At 32.3% G+C, this 1,781-nt stretch carries 1 protein-coding gene; it reads right to left on the bottom strand.

What is annotated here, in order from left to right; genetic code table 11:
- Window positions 1–219: 219 nt before the first annotated feature.
- Window positions 220–411, bottom strand: coding sequence for a hypothetical protein (locus tag EIZ48_RS31385; protein ID WP_500690619.1), 192 nt, complete (start codon window positions 409–411; stop codon window positions 220–222).
- Window positions 412–1,781 lie beyond the last annotated feature (1,370 nt).

Here is a 1,781-nt window from a genome sequence, read left to right as displayed (position 1 = left end):
ATATTTAGTGTATTAGACTGCCATTTTTCCTTTATCAATTTGACCATTTTATCCCTAGAATAAAATAGCTAGCATATTTATTTCTTCAGATTTGTCCTTTATAAAGTTTGTTTCTTTTCTACAGCTGATAAAAATAATTTTTTTAGACAATGCATATGTAGAAAGCCTATMTTTTTCAAGTATYTTCTARCGGATTKTCTCGTTTTTTMCTTTTTATTTCTATAGTGAAGATAGTCGCACRTAATGACMRATCACGRCCATATTATTAAAAGCTTGTGGTAAGAATGGATTTCGTTCTAATKCTCTAAAATAATATTCCAAAGCTTTCGTATGTTCTCCATTACTTGTGTGKATAAGACCGATGTTATARAGTATATAACTTCGATCATAGGGATCAATTTCTAATCGCATAGCTTCGTAATAATTYTGTAAAGCTTCCGCATAATTTYCTTCGGATTGGGCTGACATCCGTTACGGTCGTYATTCAAGTMAAAGAATCCCCGTTACAGAACCGTACGTGAGATGTTCATCTCATACGGCTCCTCCCTTATGTGCYTAATAAGAATAATACATGRAATCAAAAAAKATTAAACTATTCTCATTATTAACTGAGYGGRGCTAGTGTTTTTACATGAAATMTCTAGCCAACCTTCCTGCAAGAGATCTTTTCTTAACCTCAAGCRTATTGTTAGGATATAGAAATGATAACTCAACCATTTTTTTGTTCTCAACGCCTCCTAATTTAYAGAAATKAGTCACTTCAACAGCCTTCGATGGTTATACGGGTATMCAAAATACGAACGAGATGGATGTTTGTTGTCCCAACCAYTCTTGTTMGTCCCGAGCCSGAGACRRRCAAGGGTCCATTTMTAACAAAGTTTTCKTGTTGTTGATTTCTAGGTGTAGTGCTTCTTCCTCTATGCCSCCTAGTGGTACTAGTRGAGTAGTGTTGAYCTGTAATATGTAATACRGAACCTCTAGGTGTATCCTTTCGCTTAATACTATAATCGAYAATTGAARTATAGCATCTAAGGCTGCATTAATCGAGGATACACGACAGAAGGAATTGTTTTATTTCMAAACTTCACCTTCAASAAGCGTAGATTTTTTTTTCAAAAATTTTMTTTTTATAYYGAATCATGTGTCTTTCTCGKAAGACTGAGAGCAGTAASAAAAAAKAATCAAATCACACCATCTCTGTAATAACTAAATGCCTCTTTTTCTCCTGAAGTTGTYGGAATTATTCGTAATAAGATATTGGCTACAATTGAAAAGGTCTTATCAATAAAATTTCCRTTTATTCGYGATCTAGGCATAGGTAGCAATCCATTCTATCATTCTTCTGATTCCYTTTYGTGGKAAAATGATCCCACAAAGAAAAKAATTKKAATTATACAGTACGAAATAACATAAAAAYRGATTCATTTCAAAAAATAAAAGAAAGGGGMTTTCTACCCMAATTGTTCGTTAGGAATCGCTAAGMAATAKTTGAACCTCATTTCATTMGATTTCAARATTTCACCCAAATATMSTAATATATCMATGAAARCAACTAATTCGATTTCAGTGAAGTTAGAGATTAKAATAACTTGAGAAGTTTTGATTGAGTTAGGMTTMAAAGAAKAAAAARRGTATCGACTAATCATTCTATGATRAAAAAGGAATAACCRTCTCTTTTKTGTTGTGTGCATCGCGGGTATACACTATACAATAAAAATATTAACATTCCTAGAATGTTTTCAAAATTTTTATTGTATTATAGATCCGCGCAGGAAAAGAYT

This window comes from Photobacterium alginatilyticum, from assembly GCF_009910675.1.
Classification (GTDB): domain Bacteria; phylum Pseudomonadota; class Gammaproteobacteria; order Enterobacterales; family Vibrionaceae; genus Photobacterium; species Photobacterium alginatilyticum.
Note: the sequence above shows the minus strand (reverse complement) of the source record. Positions and strands in the feature narration are given on the sequence as shown.